The sequence below is a fragment of the Streptomyces sp. NPDC096152 genome, assembly GCF_044763235.1.
In the GTDB taxonomy this organism is placed as follows: domain Bacteria; phylum Actinomycetota; class Actinomycetes; order Streptomycetales; family Streptomycetaceae; genus Streptomyces.
This window is the reverse complement of sequence record NZ_JBIWFW010000002.1, coordinates 331,574-346,835: the sequence shown is the minus strand read 5'-3', so window position 1 is coordinate 346,835 and position 15,262 is coordinate 331,574. Positions and strand designations below refer to the sequence as shown.

13 protein-coding genes and 1 pseudogene are annotated in these 15,262 nt (G+C 74.9%); 8 read left to right on the top strand and 6 right to left on the bottom strand.

Going from position 1 to position 15,262, the window contains the following annotated elements; all coding sequences use genetic code 11:
- The first annotated feature begins 410 nt into the window (after nt 1-410).
- Complete coding sequence (locus ACIQ9G_RS07035; protein WP_403607295.1) at nt 411-1,103, top strand: alpha/beta fold hydrolase; 693 nt, start codon at nt 411-413, stop codon at nt 1,101-1,103.
- Between the two features lie 72 nt (nt 1,104-1,175).
- Nucleotides 1,176-2,345, top strand: a complete 1,170-nt coding sequence (locus tag ACIQ9G_RS07030; protein WP_403607294.1) for a lactate 2-monooxygenase — start codon at nt 1,176-1,178, stop codon at nt 2,343-2,345.
- A 57-nt stretch (nt 2,346-2,402) separates the two neighbouring features.
- On the opposite strand, the gene ACIQ9G_RS07025 is transcribed toward ACIQ9G_RS07030, so the two are convergent.
- The 3 genes from ACIQ9G_RS07025 to ACIQ9G_RS07015 form a co-directional block, all read right to left on the bottom strand.
- A complete protein-coding gene (locus ACIQ9G_RS07025) occupies nt 2,403-4,046 on the bottom strand; it encodes a ricin-type beta-trefoil lectin domain protein (RefSeq protein WP_403607293.1) in 1,644 nt (547 codons plus the stop codon).
- Nucleotides 4,047-4,475: 429 nt separating this feature from the next.
- Nucleotides 4,476-4,853 carry a toxin Doc gene (locus tag ACIQ9G_RS07020; RefSeq protein ID WP_402431034.1) on the bottom strand — a complete coding sequence of 126 codons (378 nt, stop codon included), beginning with the start codon at nt 4,851-4,853 and terminating at the stop codon, nt 4,476-4,478.
- A gap of 3 nt (nt 4,854-4,856) precedes the next feature.
- Nucleotides 4,857-5,102 (bottom strand): hypothetical protein, encoded by a 246-nt coding sequence (locus ACIQ9G_RS07015; RefSeq protein ID WP_403607292.1) that lies wholly within the window; start codon nt 5,100-5,102, stop codon nt 4,857-4,859.
- 341 nt (nt 5,103-5,443) lie between these two features.
- Between ACIQ9G_RS07015 and ACIQ9G_RS07010 the strand changes: the two are divergent.
- A pseudogene (locus ACIQ9G_RS07010) lies at nt 5,444-6,080 on the top strand (ATP-binding protein); the annotation flags it as partial.
- Between the two features lie 28 nt (nt 6,081-6,108).
- Here ACIQ9G_RS07010 and ACIQ9G_RS07005 read toward each other — a convergent pair.
- Nucleotides 6,109-6,708: an RNA polymerase sigma factor gene (locus ACIQ9G_RS07005; protein ID WP_403607291.1), complete on the bottom strand. Its 600-nt coding sequence runs from the start codon at nt 6,706-6,708 to the stop codon at nt 6,109-6,111.
- On the opposite strand from ACIQ9G_RS07005, the gene ACIQ9G_RS07000 reads away from it, so the two are divergent.
- The 4 genes from ACIQ9G_RS07000 to ACIQ9G_RS06985 all read left to right on the top strand — a co-directional run bounded on the left by ACIQ9G_RS07000 (nt 6,707) and on the right by ACIQ9G_RS06985 (nt 10,975).
- The gene (locus ACIQ9G_RS07000) at nt 6,707-8,188 is read left to right on the top strand and encodes a serine/threonine-protein kinase (protein WP_403607290.1); all 1,482 of its coding nucleotides are present in this window, start codon (nt 6,707-6,709) and stop codon (nt 8,186-8,188) included. The two genes, ACIQ9G_RS07005 and ACIQ9G_RS07000, sit on opposite strands and share 2 nt — an antisense overlap.
- Nucleotides 8,189-8,358: 170 nt before the next feature.
- The gene (locus ACIQ9G_RS06995) at nt 8,359-9,078 is read left to right on the top strand and encodes a DUF4232 domain-containing protein (RefSeq protein WP_403607289.1); all 720 of its coding nucleotides are present in this window, start codon (nt 8,359-8,361) and stop codon (nt 9,076-9,078) included.
- A 103-nt stretch (nt 9,079-9,181) separates the two neighbouring features.
- Nucleotides 9,182-10,432 carry an SLC13 family permease gene (locus ACIQ9G_RS06990; RefSeq protein WP_403607918.1) on the top strand — a complete coding sequence of 417 codons (1,251 nt, stop codon included), beginning with the start codon at nt 9,182-9,184 and terminating at the stop codon, nt 10,430-10,432.
- A 24-nt stretch (nt 10,433-10,456) separates the two neighbouring features.
- Nucleotides 10,457-10,975, top strand: a complete 519-nt coding sequence (locus tag ACIQ9G_RS06985; RefSeq protein WP_403607288.1) for a universal stress protein — start codon at nt 10,457-10,459, stop codon at nt 10,973-10,975.
- A 4-nt stretch (nt 10,976-10,979) separates the two neighbouring features.
- Here ACIQ9G_RS06985 and ACIQ9G_RS06980 read toward each other — a convergent pair whose 3' ends face one another.
- A complete protein-coding gene (locus ACIQ9G_RS06980; protein WP_403607287.1) occupies nt 10,980-13,223 on the bottom strand; it encodes an RICIN domain-containing protein in 2,244 nt (747 codons plus the stop codon).
- A gap of 504 nt (nt 13,224-13,727) precedes the next feature.
- Between ACIQ9G_RS06980 and ACIQ9G_RS06975 the strand changes: the two genes are divergently transcribed.
- The gene (locus ACIQ9G_RS06975) at nt 13,728-14,585 is read left to right on the top strand and encodes a hypothetical protein (RefSeq protein ID WP_403607286.1); all 858 of its coding nucleotides are present in this window, start codon (nt 13,728-13,730) and stop codon (nt 14,583-14,585) included.
- 32 nt (nt 14,586-14,617) lie between these two features.
- On the opposite strand, the gene ACIQ9G_RS06970 is transcribed toward ACIQ9G_RS06975, so the two are convergent.
- Nucleotides 14,618-15,151: a flavoprotein gene (locus ACIQ9G_RS06970; protein WP_403607285.1), complete on the bottom strand. Its 534-nt coding sequence runs from the start codon at nt 15,149-15,151 to the stop codon at nt 14,618-14,620.
- Between the last annotated feature and the right edge of the window lie 111 nt (nt 15,152-15,262).

Here is a 15,262-nt window from a genome sequence, read left to right as displayed (position 1 = left end):
GACACGGTCGGTGCCTGACCGGCGCCCCGGAGTCTGCCGAGTCCGCCGCCGAAACTCACATCGAAGGCATGGGTTTCAGTAACCTTGTGTGTTGAAGCAGTGGCGTGAAGTCACAGAGTCCGAACGTTCCAACCCCCAATCTGCGGGGCCTTGGATCGCCGAATCAGGTCGGATGGCTTGATTCCTTACGTTCGTTAATCGTCCTGAAACATTCCGGTTGCGTTCTCGGCGGACCGCTTCGCGACCCCTTGTGTTCATGTGGGCGAGACGGCGGAGCGCCAGGAGATCACCGTCGTCGGCCGTATACCGGACCCGCGCACGGCCGTGGGGCCCAGCCGCCGAGCACTCGCCCATGGACAACCCGTCCGCCGCGGGGCCCCGTTGTCGTACCCGGCCGCTACGTTGGGGCCATGACTGACTTCGTACTGGTGGCAGGCGCGTGGCTCGGCGGGTGGGCGTGGGACGAGGTCGTCCCCGCCTTGCGCGAGGCGGGGCACGGCGCGCATCCCCTCACCCTCACCGGCCTGGCCGAGAAGAAGGGCGCGCCGGCCGGACAGCAGACCCATGTGCGGGACATCGTCGACCACGTCGAGCGCCTCGATCTGCGGGACGTGGTGCTGGTCGGGCACAGCTACTCCGGAATCCCGGTGGGCCAGGCGGCCGAGCGGATCGGCGACCGGCTCCGGCGCGTGGTGTTCGTCGACGCCAACGTCCCGGTCGACGGGACGTCGTTCCTCGCGAGCTTCCCGAGCGAGCACGTCCGGCAGGCGCTCGCGGCGCACGACGGCGTCTGGCCGCCCCTCGCCCCGGAGGACTACGCGGGACAGGAACTGACCGGCCCGCAGATCGACCGCATCGTCACCGAGGGCACGCCCCACCCGGGCGGCACCCTCACCGAGCCCGCCGTGCTGAGCCGTCCGCTCGGCGAGCTGCCGGCCACCTACGTCAAGTGCCTGCTGGACGGCTCCGAACCGCCGCCCGCCGTGGCCGCGCTGCTCACCGGCGAGCGGTGGGAGCTGGCAAAGCTGGACACCGGCCACTGGCCGATGTTCTCCCGGCCGCGCGAGCTGGCCGCGATCCTCCTCGCGGCGGCAGGGGGCTGACTTCGGACGACTTTTACCCGCCAGTATCGTCGAGTGCTACGCGGGCTCAGCGACGAGAGGCGGGACGGACGGATGGCGCGGCACTGGGCGGACTTCCAGTACGAGATCTATCTCAACGGGATGACGGGCGCCGTACCGCGGCTGCCCACCGATCTGACCCGTCTGGAGGAGCTGACCGAGCAGCGGCTCGGCCCCGGTCCGGTCGGCTACGTCGCGGGCAGCGCGGGCAGCGGCAGCACGGCGCGCGCCAACCGGGCGGCCCTGGACCGGCGCCGGATCGTCCCGCGGATGCTGCGGGACGTACACGAACGCGACCTGTCGGTGCGGGTGCTGGGACGTGACCTGCCCGCGCCGCTGGCGCTGGCCCCGGTCGGGGTGCTGTCGATCATGCATCCGGAGGCGGAGCCGGCGGCCGCGCGGGCCGCCGCCGCGCAGGGCGTGCCGTACATCCTGTCCTCGGCGTCCAGCACGCCGATGGAGCAGGTCGCGGAGGCGATGGGCGACGCCGAGCGGTGGTTCCAGCTCTACTGGGCCAAGGACCGCGAGGTGACGCGGAGTTTCCTGAACCGGGCGAAGGCCTCGGGCTTCTCCGTCCTGGTCGTCACGCTGGACACGCCGCTGCTGGCGTGGCGGCCGCGCGACCTCGACCAGGCGTACCTGCCGTTCCTGCACGGCGTGGGCACCGCCAACTACTTCTCCGACCCGGCCTTCCAGGCAGGTCTGGCCAAGCCGGTGCACGAGGACCCGAACGCGGCGGTGATGCACTTCGTCGGCATGTTCGCCGACCCCGGCAAGACCTGGCCCGACCTGGCGTTCCTGCGTGAGAACTGGGACGGGCCGATTGTCCTCAAGGGCATCCTGCACCCGGACGACGCCCGTCTCGCCGCCGACGCCGGGATGGACGGGGTGGTCGTCTCCAACCACGGCGGCCGCCAGGTGGCCGGTTCGGTCGCGGCGGCCGACGCGCTGCCCCGGGTGGCGCGGGCGGTCGGCGACCGGCTGACCGTCCTGTTCGACAGCGGCGTCCGCACCGGCGACGACGTCTTCAAGGCGCTCGCCCTCGGTGCGTCCGCCGTGCTGCTGGGGCGGCCGTACGTGTACGGCCTCGGCCTCGACGGCCGGGCGGGCGTGGAGCACGTGATCCGCTGCCTGCTCGCGGAGTTCGACCTCACCCTCGCCCTCGCGGGGCACGCGGGACCGGCCACTGTGGGCCCCGGCGACCTGGTCGAGGACGCCGTCTGACCGCCGGCCGGGTTCCGCGTGGCCGCCTCCTGTGAGACGGGAGGCGGCCACGGCCGTTCATGTGGTGGTGCGGGAGAGTTCCACCGGGTGGGCGGGCGGCGCGCCCGTACCCGCGATCGACAGCGAACCGGGGCTCGCCGACGGCGAGTCGGTCAGCCAGCGCTGGTCGTCGGAGCCGTCGCGGACCTTGACGACGATGTCGGCGCCCGGTATGCGGGTGGTGGGGGCGAGCGCGAGCCGCTCGTCCCACCGGGCGAGCAACTCGCCCCGCACGGTGAGGTCGTAGCGCACGTCGGGGCCGCGCCGCGCGTCCGCGTCCGCGCAGGTGCCCAGGATGACGACACCCGCGTCCGCATGCGAGTCCAGGCACAGGCCGGGATCGGCGAAGCTGCGCAGCAGCCCGTCGTTCTCCAGCGACCACAGCTGGGTCCACGCCGGGGAGCACGTGGCGAGCCGGACGTCCGCCCCGGCCTTCGGCTCGCCCCGGATGTCGAGGCACAGGCCGGCGGCGGCATTGCGCAGCCGCGTCTGCCGGGCGGCGGTGGGCAGCCCCGCCGTGCCGGGCCGCCCCGGGGAACCGGCGGTCGGGGTCGGGGAACCGGGGCCGGGTGCCGTGCCCCGTGCGCCGGTCGCCCCCGGGGCCGGGGCGCCGCCGTCGCCGTGCGACCACAGGGTGACGCCGAGCACGGTGGCCAGCAGTCCGGCCGAGGCCAGCCCGACGCCGGTGCGCAGCGCCCGGGACGACCGCGGACCGGCGGGCAGGAGCCGCGCGGCGGCCGGGAAGCGGGGCAGCACCCGGTGGCGGCTGGCGCCGGGCGGCCGGCCGGCGCCGTGCCTGGCGGCCCCCCTGGTCCGCGCCCGGTGCGGGGTCCGGCCGGGGCGGGAGTCCAGATAGCGGCGGGCGCCCCAGCCGAGCACGGCCTCGGCGAGCAGGGCGCCCGTTCCGCGCTCCACCTGGCCGAGCTGTTCCGCCGCGTCCCGGCAGTAGGGGCACTCGGCCAAGTGCCGCTGGACGTCCGGGAGCAGGGCGCCGCCGCGCCGGATCGGCACGTCCAGCAGGCGGTTGTAGAAGCGGCAGTCGTCGGTCGGCGCGAGTTCCCGGTGGGCGCGGACGCAGCCCTCGCGGAACTGCTCCCGCGCCTGCTCCAGGGCGAACGAGGCGGTGTCGCCGTCCATCCCGAGCAGGGCGGCCGGGGCGGAGAGCGGCTCGGCCTCCACCTCGGTGTGCCACAACAGGCAGCGGGCGACCGCGGGGAGGTTCTCGAAGGAGCGCTGGGCGAGCCGGCGGTTCTCCGGCGTCAGGGACACGGCCGCGCGCATACCGCGGCCGCCGGCGGGTTTGCGCAGTGCGGGCAGCACATCGGACACGCGGTCCTCGGCGGCCCACTGCCGCACGGTGTCGCGGACGCAGAGGAGCAGCCGGGGGCGCAGCGCCGTGCCCGGTTCGCCCAGCGTCAGCCGGTCGAGGGTGTGGTGGAAGGCGGCGGAGGTGACCATGGCGGCGATGGGCGCGGAGGAGGCGAGGCAGATGACGGCGTAGTCGTGGACGGGCTGCCAGTGGCGTGCGATCAGCAGGGCGACGCAGTGCGCGACCTCGTCGTCCGTACTGCCTCTGAGCCGGGCGGCGAGCAACTCGTCGGATTCCTCGGGGACCTCGTCCGGCGGCGGGTAGGGAGGAAGCGGGGGGTGGGGGGTGGGCACGGAGCGGATTCCTTTGGTGCGTAACCAGGAGGTGTGGGCGCGAGGGGCAGGCTCCGCCCGGCGGCGAATCGGCTCGAATCCCCCAACTGTCTCTGCGGAAACGGCCGTTGCCCCCCACAAGGTGGCTCACCCTTCCACACCGGGACGACGGCCAACAAGGCACCCGGGGCGGCATCGGCCTCTTTGACGGAAAGTCGGGACACAGCGTGTCCCCTGTCCCGTGCGCCGGCTCGCGCCTCTGGCGTGCGCCCCGTGTGAAAACCGCGCACGCGCCGGCGCGTCACGCACGCTCCCGGCCCGCCGGTCCGAGGAGTCCACTGGAGTCGGCCCCTCGGATCAGGCCCGGCGCGGAACGGCGGCTCTTCCGCGCGCGAAGGCCGCCGACCTTGTTCCTCCCGCCCTCGGTCGGCGGCCACGGGGGACGCTGTGTCAGATCTGCCAGGAGCGCAACCGGTCGGCGGCGCCGTAGACGTCGGACTTCCCGGACATCAGGTCGCGTGCGAGGTCGACGAGGGCGCCGTAGGGCGGATCGATGCCCACTCCGCTGACGAACATGTACGCCACCGCCGTCGCGCAGGCGAAGCGGGCGTTGGCCGAGGGAAGCGGCTTGAGCAGAGCGAGGGTGTGCAGGAGCGCGGCGGCCCGCCAGGCGGGGTCGGAGTCCACGCCGAGGCGGGGCGGGTCGACACGGTGGCGGGCCACTGCGGCCACCAGTGCCGAGAAGTCGTTCACCGTGGGCTGGTCGGGCAGGACTTCCTCATGGCGCTGGAGCAGCCAGGGCACGTCGATATGGATGACTGGAGTCATCGGTCAGGCGGCCCGCCCCTCGCCGCTGCTGGGCTGCTCGTCCTCGGGAAAGGCGGCCGCGAACTCCTCGGCGTGGGCCGCGAAGAACTTACGAAAGGCCTCGGCGCCCTCCTGCAGGGCCCGGTGCCGGGCTATGTCGGCCGCCGCCGCCTCGCGCACGAGCGCCTTCATCGACGTACCGCGCTCCTTGGCGATCTGCCGCAGATCCTCCAGCTCGCGGTCGCTGAACTCCACATTCAGGGCTGGCATGGCCTCAAGGTACCGCGAGGGGATTCGGCCGTAAATATCAGCAGGTCACAGCCGTGGAGGGATGGTACCGGGGCCTGCCTGGAACCCGCTCCGGCCGGGTCCGGGAGCACGGGGTCCGACCCCGGCCGGAGGCGGCGCGGGCCGGGCCCGCGCCGCCTCCGGAGCGAAGACCACGACGTCGGCCGCGCCCGGACGCCGGCGTCGCGCTCAGCCGGCCGGCACCTCCAGGCGGCTGATGCGGACCGCGCCCCGCGGCTCGCCCGGGTACCGGCTCGTCAGGGTGAGCCGGAGGCGCGAGCCGCGCACCGCATCGAAGGTGATCACCGTCGGGGTGTCGGAGGCCGGAGGGCCCGGCGCTGGGCCTGGGCGGACTGCCGTTCGAGTCGGCGGAGTTCGAGCTGCGGGAGGGCACCCTGCTCTCCTTCTGCACCGACGGGCTGATCGAGAGCGGCGGCCGGGACGCCGAGGCGGGCCGGCGTGCGCTGTGCACGGCGCTGGACGAGACCTGCGACCGGGTGCTGCACGCGCTGCTGCCGCCGGGCGGCTCCTCGGACGACGTGGCCCTGCTGCTCGCCCGGACCAGGGGCCTGGCGGCGTCCGAGGTGGCGACCTGGGAGGTCCCGGCCGACCCCCGCCCCGGTCGCGCCGATCCGCCGGGAGGCCGTCACGCAGCTCGGCGTGTGGGACCCGAGCGAGGCGGTGTTCACCACCGAGCTGGTGGTGAGCGAGCTGGTCACCAACGCCATCCGGTACGGCACCCCGCCGATCCGGCTGCGGCTGCTCCACGACGACGACCGCATCATCTGCGAGGTGTCCGACACCAGCCACACCGCCCCGCACCTGCGGCGCGCCAAGACCTGGGACGAGGGCGGCCGCGGTCTGCTGCTGGTCGCCCGGCTCACCCGGCGCTGGGGCAGCAGGCACACCACCGAGGGCAAGACCATCTGGGCGGAGCTGGCCCTGCTCGACGAGGGCTGAGCCGTACGAGGTTCCTGTGGGCGGGCGGTCAGGAGGCGTCCGTCAGCCAGGGCCTGACCTGGCGTCGGGCCTCGTGCAGCCGCGACTTGAACGTGCCCAGCGGAACGCCGATCCGCTCGGCGGCCTCGGCGTACTCCAGCCGGCAGATGTCCCGGTACACCAGCGGCGCCACCAGATGCGGATGCTCCCGCTCCAGCCGGTCCAGCGCCTCCAGCAGGTCGACCCGGGACCCGGCGATCACGCTCGTGGTGCGCGGGTCGGCCTGCTGCGCGGGCTCGACGTCGGCGGGCTGCTCGGCGGCCCGGCGCCTGAGCTCGCGGTACTTCTGCCGGCAGCAGTTGGCGACGACCGTGTGGAGCCAGGTGCTGAAGCGGCTGCGGCCCTCGAAACCGGTGATCTTCCGCGCGATCCGCAGCAGAACGTCCTGCGCCGCCTCCTCCGCGTCCTCGCGGCAGGGCAGGAAGCGCCCGCAGCGCCGCAGCACTTCGGGGCGCACCTCCCGCAGCAGCTCCTCCAGCGCGGCCCCGTCGCCCGCGGCGGCCCGGCGGGCGAGGTCTTCGGTCAGCGCCGCGTTCAGCACGACGGGTCTCCCTCGGAGTCGATCTCGGGGCGGGCATGATAGTGCCATGCAGTCCCTCGAGCGGATCGGCCGCTACCGTCTCGAACGGCGCCTGGGCACCGGCGCGTTCGGCACGGTGTGGCTCGCCCACGACGATGTGCTCGAAGCCCCGGTGGCCGTCAAGGTCCTCGCCGAGAACTGGGCGCACCGGCTCGACATCCGCGAACGGTTCCTGGCCGAGGCGCGGTTGCTGCGCAGGGCCGGCTCGGACCGGGTGGTGCAGGTCTACGACATCGGGGAACTGCCGGACGGAAGGCCGTACTTCGTCATGGAGTACGCCGACGCCGGCACCCTCGCCGAACGGGCGGCCGCCGGACCCCTCCCCGTCCGCGAGGCGCTGCGGCTGACCGCCCTGGCAGCCCGCTGTGCGCACGCCCTGCACGAGGCGGGCATCGTGCACCGGGACGTCAAGCCGAGCAACATCCTGCTGCGCACGGCCCCGGACGGCAGCCGGCGGGTGCTGCTCGCCGACCTCGGGCTGGCCAAGAGCCTGGCGCAGGCGTCGGGTCTGACCCAGGCCGCGGGTTCGGCCGGGTACCGTCCGCCGGAGCAGGCCGAGCCGGGCGCCGGCATCGACGCGCGCGCCGACGTCTACGGCCTGGGCGCGGTCGGCTACCGGCTACTCACCGGCGCGGTCCCCGGCGCCCCCGGCAGGGTCGAGCGGCCGGAGCGGCTGCGGCCGGGCCTGGACGCCGCTGTCCGGCAGGCCGTGCTGCGCGCCCTGGAACCGGACCGCGAACGACGCTGGCCCACCGCACAGGCGTTCGCGGAGAGGCTGGAGGAACTGGCGGAGCTGCCCGAGCCGACGGAGCGACCGGCGGGGGTTGAGGAGGCGAAGGAGCCGGAGGAGACGGCCCAGACGGCGGCGGCCGAGAGGGCCGAGCCGGCCGCGTCAGGGCCTGCGGCCGCCGGTCCCCGCCGGCGCCGGGAGGCGGTGATCGCGCTCGCCGCCGTGGCCGCCGCCCTCGCGGTGGTCGCCGCCGCAGTGGTCATGTTCGCCCTGACGGTCCAGCCGCCCGCGGCACCGCACGACGTACGGGTGCGGGACGCCACCGGCCGGATCGCGGTCCAGGTGCCCGGCGCCTGGGCGCGCCAGCTGCGGGACTCCGGCTGGGATCCGGCGGCGCTCGGGCTGCGCGCCGGACACGAGCCGGGGCTCGCCGTCGCCGACGACCTGGCGCGGTGGCAGGACGCCGGGTCTCCCGTGGACGGCGTGTTCGTCGGCCTGAGCCAGAGCGGCGACGTCACGGCCCGGATCGGCGCGCTGTCCCACCCCGGCTGCCACTACGACGGCGACCGCGCCTGGGCCGGCGCGCACTGGCACGGCCGCGTCCGCCGGTGGAGCCGCTGCGGCGGCGGGGGCGGGATCACGGAGGGCGCGCTCGTCCCGGCCGGCGGCGCGGCACGGCCCCAGGTGTACGTGCAGATCCGCCGGCACGACGGCGCCGACCCGACCGACCGCATACTCCGCTCCCTCCGGGTCACCTGACCGCCCACGGGATCACCCGCCCGCGTACGGGAGAACCCGGCCATGTTCGGGAAAAATCACGGCGGACCGCGAACCTTTCGCTCGGTCCCGGCATCGGACACTCATGACGGCGCACGAGGCGCCGGACGCACGCGGCGGACGCGTGCGGCGAACCTCCAGGAGTGTGGAACATGGCGCACACGTCCCCGACTCGCCACCGGGTGGCCCTGCTCGCGAGCGCGGCCGCCGCGCTGGGCCTGTTGACCGCCTGCGGCAACGACGGCGGCGCGACGGGCTCTCCGCAGAAGGTGTCGGGCACCGCCGCGCCGGCGACCGGTGCCCCCACGACCTCCACGGCACCGACTGCCGGCGCCGAGCCGACCGCCGGCGCCGGCACGGGCAGGACGGCCACCGCCGCCGCCACCGGCCCTTCCGCCACCCGGACGGGCGCGGGAAAGAGCACCGGCACCGGCAAGGCCACCGCCGCCGCGAGCACCCGCTGTCACACCTCCGAACTGCGGGCGTCGGTGGGCCGCAACAACCCGGGCGCCGGTCAGGAGAACTTCCCGATCGTCCTCACCAACGCCTCCGGCCGGACCTGCACCCTGCACGGCTACCCCGGGGCCGCCTTCGTGGACGCCTCCGGACGGCAGCTCGGCCCGGACCCCAAGCGCTCGGAAGGCAGCCCGACGACGGTCACCCTGAAGCCCGGCCGCAGCGCCTGGGCGGGACTGAGCTTCTCCAACCCCGAGATCAGCGGCGCGAGGACGGCGACGCCCGCCGCGCTGATCGTCACCCCGCCGGACGAGCGCAACCATCTCACCGTCACCTGGACGGGAGGCCGGGTGCCGGTGGGCGGCAACGCCTCCTCGGTGTTCCTGACGGTCTTCAGCCCGGGGACGGGCGCCTGACCTCCCACCCCTCGGCCCGGGGACGGGCGCCTGAGGGCGCCTCTCCCCCGCTCGTTTGCTTTGATGGGCGCGCACCACCTGATCGCGTCCGGAGGACCGAGTCCTGAACACCCTGCTCGCCGAGAGCCTGTCCGTCGTCCTGCTCGTCGCCGTGCTCGCCTGGGCCGTCGTCCGCCCCTTCGGCCTGCCCGAGGCGGTCATGGCGGTCCCGGCCGCCGGCATCGCGATCGCCACCGGCGCGATCTCCCTGGACCACGCCCGGGAGGAGGCCGAGCGGCTGGGGCCCGTGGTGGGGTTCCTGGCGGCCGTCCTGGTGCTGGCTCACTTCTGCGACGTGGAGGGGCTGTTCCAGGCGTGCGGGGCGTGGATGGCCCGCCGGGCGGGGGGCCGCCCGGTGCGGCTGCTGACGGCGGTGTTCGCACTGGCCTCGGCGATCACCGCCGTACTCAGCCTGGACGCGACGATCGTGCTGCTGACACCGGTGGTGTTCGCCACGGCCGCGCGCACCGGCGTACGCCCCAAGCCGCACGTGTACGCCTGCACTCATCTGTCGAACACGGCGTCGCTGCTGCTGCCGGTCTCCAATCTGACCAACCTGCTGGCGTTCGCGGCGAGCGGACTGAGCTTCACCCGGTTCGCGGCGCTGATGGCGATGCCGTGGCTGGTCGCGATCGGTGCCGAGTACGTGGTCTTCCGCCGCTTCTTCGTCCGCGACCTGGCGGCCGCGGCGCCCCCGGGCCGTACCGCCGGGCGGCCGGAGCTTCCGCTGTTCGCGCTCGTCACCGTGGCGTGCACGCTCGCGGGGTTCGTGGTGACCTCCGCCTTCGGCGTCGAGCCGGCGTGGGCGGCGCTGGCGGGCGCGCTCGTGCTCGCCGTACGGGCGCTGCTGCGGCGGAAGGCGACCCCGTCGGCGGTGGTGCGGGCCGCGGCGCCGTCCTTCCTGGCGTTCGTGCTGGCGCTCGGCGTCGTCGTGCGCGCGGTGGTCGACAACGGGCTCGCCGACGCGCTCGGGCACGTACTGCCCGACGGCACGGGGCTGCCCGCACTGCTCGGCGTCGCCGCGCTGGCCGCCGTCCTGGCCAACCTGATCAACAATCTGCCCGCCGTGCTGGTGCTGCTGCCGCTGACCGTCCCGGCCGGGCCCGGCGCCGTGCTCGCCGTGCTGCTCGGGGTGAACATCGGACCGAACCTCACCTACGCGGGCTCGCTGGCGACGCTGCTGTGGCGGCGGATCGTGCACCAGCACGAACACGGCGTCGACCTCAAGGAGTTCACCCGGCTCGGCCTGCTGGCCGTGCCCGCCGCCCTCGTTCCCGCCGTGGTGGCACTGTGGGGTTCGCTGCTCGTTCTGTGAGGCTGACCGGAGGAGGCCGACCTGATGCGCGTGATCGTCTGGCTCGTCGAGGGCACCTGGCCCGCCTGCGTGGACGCCGTGCGCACCCATGCGCCGGGAGCGTCCGACGTGGTGCTGCTGCATGTGAGCGGGCCGGAGGTGGCCGATGTGGCGCACGGCGCGTTCGCCGGGCTGCTCGGCCGCGGCCATCCCCGGGGGCACACCACGGCCGGGGGCTGGAGCAGCGACCCGGGCGACCGGCTGACGGACCTCGGCGGCACGTCGGCGGCCGAGCTGATGGCGGCGGCCGCCGCCCGGCTCGACGGGCCGTGCGCCCGGATGGAGCGGACGGGACGGGTCGAGCGCGAGGTGGTGGCGGCGGCCGAGGGCGCCGATCTGCTGGTGCTGGCCCGCGACGGCGACCGGGCCAGGCTCGGCCCGCACAGCCTGGGGCCGGCCGCGCGGTTCGTCGTCGACCACGCGCCGTGCCCGGTGCTGCTGGTGTGGCCGGAGGCGGCGCCCGGTCTGGCGACCCTGCCTCCGCCGCCGCCCCACCACCACTGAGGCCTCAGCGGCCCCCGTAGCCGTAGCCGCCGTCGTACCCGGAACCGCTGTCGTATCCGTACCCGGAGCCGTGTCCGTAGCCGTGCCCGTGGCCGTTCCGGCCGTCCCCCTGGCAACGGTAGTCGTACGGCGAGCAGCCGGCGGGCGTGGGCTGCCCGGTCGGTCCGGTCGGCGGTGCGGACGGAGCCGGTGCGGCCGTCGGCTTCCACGACGCCGAGGGCCCGGGGGCGGCCGGGGTGGAGGAGGGGCTGCCGGCCGCGTCCCAGTCGACCGCCGCCATCTGCAGGCCGGGCTGCGAGGTGTCGATGACCCAGCGCTGGACCTCGCTGTCCGCGCGGGTCTTGAGCACGAGGGAGCCCGCCCCGTCGGTGGCGGCGGGGGTCAGCGCGAGGTCCTGGTCGAACCGCGGGACGAGCAGGCCGCGCGGGGTGAAGTCGTAGCGGACGTTCTTGGCGCCGGGCCGGCCGGTTTCCGTGCAGGGGGCCAACTGGACCGAGTAGCCGAGGTGGGAGTCCAGGCACAGCCCGGGTGCGGCCGCGCTGCGCAGCGACCCGTCCCTCTCGTAGATCCATTGCTGGCCCGGTGTCGAGGAACAGGTCGTCAGCTCGGCCTCCGCCCCCTTGACGGCCTTCTTGCCGACCAGGCCGACGCACAGCCCGGACGCCACGTTGTGCAGCCGTCCGCGCAGGGTGGTCTGCCCGGCCCGGTCGGCCCCGGCCCACGAGGGCCCGGCGGACGGGGTGTCGGAGGGGGAGCCCGGGGTGTCGGAGGGCCTGGCGTCGGTGCCCGGGGAGCCGCCGTCGCCGGAGCCGAGGGCGGACCACAGGACGAGCGGCAGGACGACCAGGCCGCTCACGGTGGCCACTGCGATGGTGAGGTTGCGCCGGCGGGCGGCGCGCCGGGCGGCCCTGTGGGCCGAACGGCGGCCCGCGGTCCGGGGTCCGGCATCGGCAGCGGAAGACGCCGAGGGCACGGGCACCCCGGCCGCCGCCCTCGCCCCGCGGCGCGGCGCGACGGGCCGCCGGGACGGGAGGCCGGCGGCCCTGCGCGACGGCGCGCCTGCGCCGCCGGAGGACGCCGCGAGAGACGCGGAAGCGAAGGCCTCGCCGTCGCCGGTCGGACCCGAGGTCACGGACCCGAAGACCCCGCCCCCGCCGAACCCCGCGGACGACGCGGCCCCGAAGTCCCCACCGCCGCCGAACCCCGCGGACGAGGCGACCCCCAAGTCCTCACCGCCGCCGGACCCTACGGACGACGCGCCCCCGAAGTCCTCACCGCCCACAGGGACACCCCTGGGCGCGGACCCGAACACCTCGCCGGCGGCGGATGCGGTCGGGGGCGAGGGCAGGAAGCTCTCGCCATCGCCCGGTGTCGCGGCGGGGTCCGGTCCGGCCTCCCCGGACGGCGTCTCCTCAGGGGTGCCCAGGCGGGACTCGCGATAGGCCCGGGCGCCCCAGCCGAGCACTCCCTCGGCCAGCGCGCCGCCGAGGTCGGCGTTGAACCGGCCCAGTTGGCCGGCGGTGTGACGGCAGTGCGTGCAGCCGGCGAGGTGCCGCGCGAGGTCGGGGTCCATGGCGACGCCGCCGCGCCGGTAGGTGACGTCGAGCAGCCGGAAGTAGCGCAGACAGTCCTGTTCGGGGGCGAGTTCGCGGTGGACCTGGAGGCACTCCTCGCGCAGCCGCTCCCGGGCCCGCCGCAGTTCGATGCGCGCCCCCTCCTCGTCGAGACCGAGCAGCCGGGCCGGTGCCGCGAGCGGCTCGGCCTCCACCTCGGTGTGCCAGAGCAGCGCGCGGCCCGTCTCGGGCAGCCGCTGGAACGCCTGGGAGAGCAGGCGCCGATCGGTCGGCGGCAGCAGCCGCGCGGCGATCCGCTCGCCCTCGCCGGCCGCGGCCCTGAGTTCGGGGTGGAGCATCTCCAGCCGGTGGTCGGCGGCCCACTCGGCCGCTATCCGGCGTACGGTGACCAGCAGTTGGGGACGCCAGGCGGCGGCCGGACCGGACTGCCGCAGGGTCTGCCCGAACAGGCGGGTGAAGGCCGCGGTGGTGAGCATCCCGGCGGGATGCGGGCCGTCGGTGCACAGCCGGGCGTAGGCGCAGGCCGCTTCCCAGTGACGGTCCAGCAGTTGGCCCACAGGGCTGACCGCCGGGGTGCCGCCCGTCCACTTCCGCAGCTCGGCGCTCAGTTCCTCGTCCGTGGTCGCGGGCCGGCCGGAACGCTGGCGGGAATTCGGCAGGCCAGGGTCGTTCACGGCTGAATTCCTCCACACACCGCGGAATTTGTCCGTACCAACGGGTACCAAGTGGGACGTCGGCATCTCGAATGAGCGTCGCGCGGACCGGGAAATCCATTGCCCACGCGCCGACAGGGCACACCTTTGCACAGGTCAGCGCGGCGTAACAAGTGATCGCGCCGTTTTTCGGACGGCCCACCCTGCGTCGCCTTATTGACGTTTTGTCAATTCAGAGAAGGAAAGTGATTCCCAATCGATCGATACGGCATTTCCTGTATCGAGAACCGATCGGGTCGCGGTGTGTGCCGAAAGTTCGCGCCCCGGAGGTCCGTGGACGCCGGCGGCGTGCGGCATGTGGGACGCGGCCGGGACCCGGCAGGTCCGAGCGGGTCACCGGCGCTCCGGCGGTTGCTGCCCACAGGTGACCGCGCGGCGTGGGAACGGCCGGACGGCCGTCCCGGTCCCGCATCCTCGGCCCAGGAGACCGGCGCGGGGCCGGTCCTGGCCGTGCGGGAGGACCACGTGCCGACACGTCCGACGACCCTCAGAACCCTCATCGCCACGGCCGCACTGCCTCTCGCCCTGGTGTCGCCCGCGTGGGGCCGGGCGAGTGCGCCCGCGGCGGCAGCCGACGACGTCCCGGCGACCCTGTGCGCCCCGGCGGGCGCCCTGCGCGGCTCCGACCACCAGTGGGCCGCGGTCAGCCTCTGCGCGGGCAGCGGCACCCCGATGATGGCGGTCTCGGCACCGGCGGCCTGCGGGTATCCCGCGACCAAGGCCCGTTACACCTGCCGTACTTCGGGCACCTGGACCGCCGCCAGGAACGGGGTCACGGTGGCCTCCGGCACCCTGCCGGGCTCCGGCGAGTACCCCGGCCCGGGCACGTACGAGATCACGGCTCGCGTGCGCGTACGCTCCGCGCCCGCGACGGTGGACCTCACCGGCACCGTGCACACCACGCTCACCCTCACCGCGCCCAAGCCGAAGGCCACGCACCGCATCGTGACCGACCGGACTACCCTGCGGAGGAACTCCACCACCACGGTGACGTACACGGTGTTCCGCGACAGCGACGCCGGCGACGGCAACGCCCGCCTGGGGCTGATCGCGCGGGAGGGTTCGGGCGCGCGGATCGCCACGGACGACCCCCGCTGCGTCAACCCGCTGGTCGGCCGCTACCCGGCGAGGACCCGGCTGCCCCACGCCCTGGACTGCGCCCTGACGGACCTTCAGCCGGGGCACCCCGACACCGTGCGGGTCCGGGTGACGCTCGGCTCCGCCTGCTCGACGGTCGTGTCGAAGCTGGGCTACTGGATGCCGAGGGGCCAGGACCTCTACACGGGCGGGATGCTGGCGGGCCCCACCATCGACTGCGTCTAGACCCCGACCAAGGCGTCGTCAACCGACCGGGCCTAGCGGCGGTCGAGCAGTCCCAGCGCCCGCGCCCAGCCGAACTCCGGCCTGCCGCCGCCCGCCACGGGCTCGCCGGAGTACGGCTCTCCGAACCGGACGCCCATGGCGCGCAGGCGCCGCAGGCTCTCCTGGTAGGCGGGGTGGGCGGCCAGGGCGTCGGCCACGCACGGCAGGACGGCGACCGGGACGCCGAGCCCCGTGGCCTCGCACAGGGTGGCCAGGGCCAGGGTGTCGGCGATACCGGCCGCCCACTTGTTGACGGTGTTGAAGGTGGCGGGGGCGACGACCACCGCGTCCGGCGGCGGGAAGGGGCGGGGGTCGCCCGGGGTGCGCCAGGCGGAGCGGATGCCCCGGCCGGTCCGCGCCCGGACCGCCTCGGTGTCGAAGAAGCCGCCCATGGCAACCGGAGTGGCGATGACGCCGACCTCCCAGCCCCGCTCCTGCGCGGCCGCGATCAGCTCGCCGACGTCCGCGGCGACGCCCGCGCCGCAGACGACGACGTAGAGGAAGGGTTTCTCGGCCCGCTCGGTCATCCGGGAACCCTACTGAACCGGGCCGCGGAGCACCTCACCGGACGGCCGCGGAAGGTCCGCCCCCGGCACGGAGACGGCGGAGGACGGACGGCGGGAGCGGGCGGCGGAGGG